This window comes from Mycobacterium sp. E2699 (assembly GCF_001666745.1).
Taxonomy (GTDB): domain Bacteria; phylum Actinomycetota; class Actinomycetes; order Mycobacteriales; family Mycobacteriaceae; genus Mycobacterium.
Genome location: NZ_LZJH01000051.1, coordinates 1 through 1,357, shown reverse-complemented (window position 1 = coordinate 1,357; position 1,357 = coordinate 1). Strand labels below are relative to the sequence as shown.

Annotated in this window: 3 protein-coding genes; 1 reads left to right on the top strand and 2 read right to left on the bottom strand. The window is 66.8% G+C overall.

Annotation, left to right across the window (positions count from 1 at the left end):
- Positions 1–244 (bottom strand): cation-transporting P-type ATPase (locus tag A5696_RS07015; RefSeq protein ID WP_156738284.1); only part of this gene is annotated, 244 nt, incomplete at its 3' end.
- Between the two features lie 53 nt (positions 245–297).
- Positions 298–963, bottom strand: coding sequence for a phosphate signaling complex protein PhoU (gene phoU, locus A5696_RS07010; RefSeq protein WP_067875505.1), 666 nt, complete (start codon positions 961–963; stop codon positions 298–300).
- Positions 964–1,122: 159 nt separating this feature from the next.
- Between phoU and A5696_RS07005 the strand changes: the two genes are divergently transcribed.
- On the top strand, positions 1,123–1,357 hold a 235-nt coding region (locus A5696_RS07005), incomplete at its 3' end, for a cation-transporting P-type ATPase (RefSeq protein WP_231964251.1).

Genomic DNA, 1,357 nt, shown 5'->3' with positions numbered 1-1,357 from the left:
CGGCCAGCAGGATGAGCACCGCGTTGCGCAGTTGACGACCGAGCACCGCGAGCGCGTTGACGTGGTGGGTCCGCACGGCGTTCGGGCCGTGGCGCGCCAGCCGCGCGGCGGCCTCGGCGCTCGACAGGCCGGCGGCCGAGCTGTCCAGCCAGCCCAGGACCTCCTCGGCGGTGGCCGCGGCGACCCGGGTGGCGGTCAGCGCGGAGGAGTCGGGCGCGTCAGTCACCTTGGTCGACAACGGCATTGCGGCGCTCTCCTGAGTCGATTCCACGAAACCGGTTGTTCAACTACCGTCAATCAGTAGGTCGATATCTGGTCCTCTGCGGGCAGCTCGCCGGTGACCGCGAAGATGACTCGGCGGCCGACCTCCACGGCGTGGTCGGCGAAGCGCTCGTAAAAGCGGCCCAGCAACGCCGTTTCCACGCCCACCGCGACGTCGTGCTGCCAATCGTCATCGATCAGCACGCGGAACAAACCCCGGTACAGCTCGTCCATCGCGTCGTCTTGTTCGTGCAGCCGGGCGGCCGACTCGGGATCCCGGGAGATCAGCACCTGTTTTGCGCTGTCGCCCAAGGCAATCGCTACCTTGCCCATGTCGGCGAAATATTGCCGGACCTCTTCCGGAAGCACCCGCGTCGGGTACTCGCGCTCGGCGATCTTGGCCACGTGCACTGCCAGCGCGCCCATGCGCTCCACGTCGGCGATGATCTGGATGCCGGCGAAGACGGCCCGCAGGTCGCCGGCGACCGGTTGCTGTAAAGCCAAGAGCGCGAACGCTTCTCTTTCGGCTTGCGCTCGCATCGCCACGATCTGTTCGTGGTCACCGATCACCTGCTGCGCGGCGGCGACGTCGGCCTCCAGCAAAGCCTGGGTCGCTCGTTTCATGGCGGTGCCGGCCAGTCCGCACATCTCCCCCAATTGCGCGGCCAAGCGGTCCAGCTGCTCGTGGTATGCGGTTCGCATGGGTAACAGCCTCACCTCATTTCGGCACCTTTCACAAGTGACAAAAGCCATCCGAACGGTGTCTAAACGGCTCCTCCCCGCCGGGCCGCCGCCGGTTTAGTCTGCGGCGGTGCAGTCTTTGGCGTCAGGGGTCTCGCCGCATGCTCTGAGGCGGGGATGATGTTCAAGCCGCCCGCCGCGGCAGTTCGCGAACCCATGTCCGCTGGTGCGGTGGCAGCCGCGCCCATCGAAGACGTTCTGCGCCTGCTGGAAACCTCGCCGGATGGACTGTCCGGCGCCCAGGTTAACGAGCGTTTGACACGCTTCGGCCGGAATGTAATCCGGACCCACCATGTCAGCGCGTGGGCGGTGCTGGCCCGCCAGCTGAACAACGCCGTGCTGATCCTGCTGGCCG

Excerpts from the sequence above, each read along its gene's own strand:
- phoU (WP_067875505.1), bottom strand. The coding sequence starts at position 963 with ATGCGAACCGCATACCACGAGCAGCTGGACCGCTTGGCCGCGCAATTG.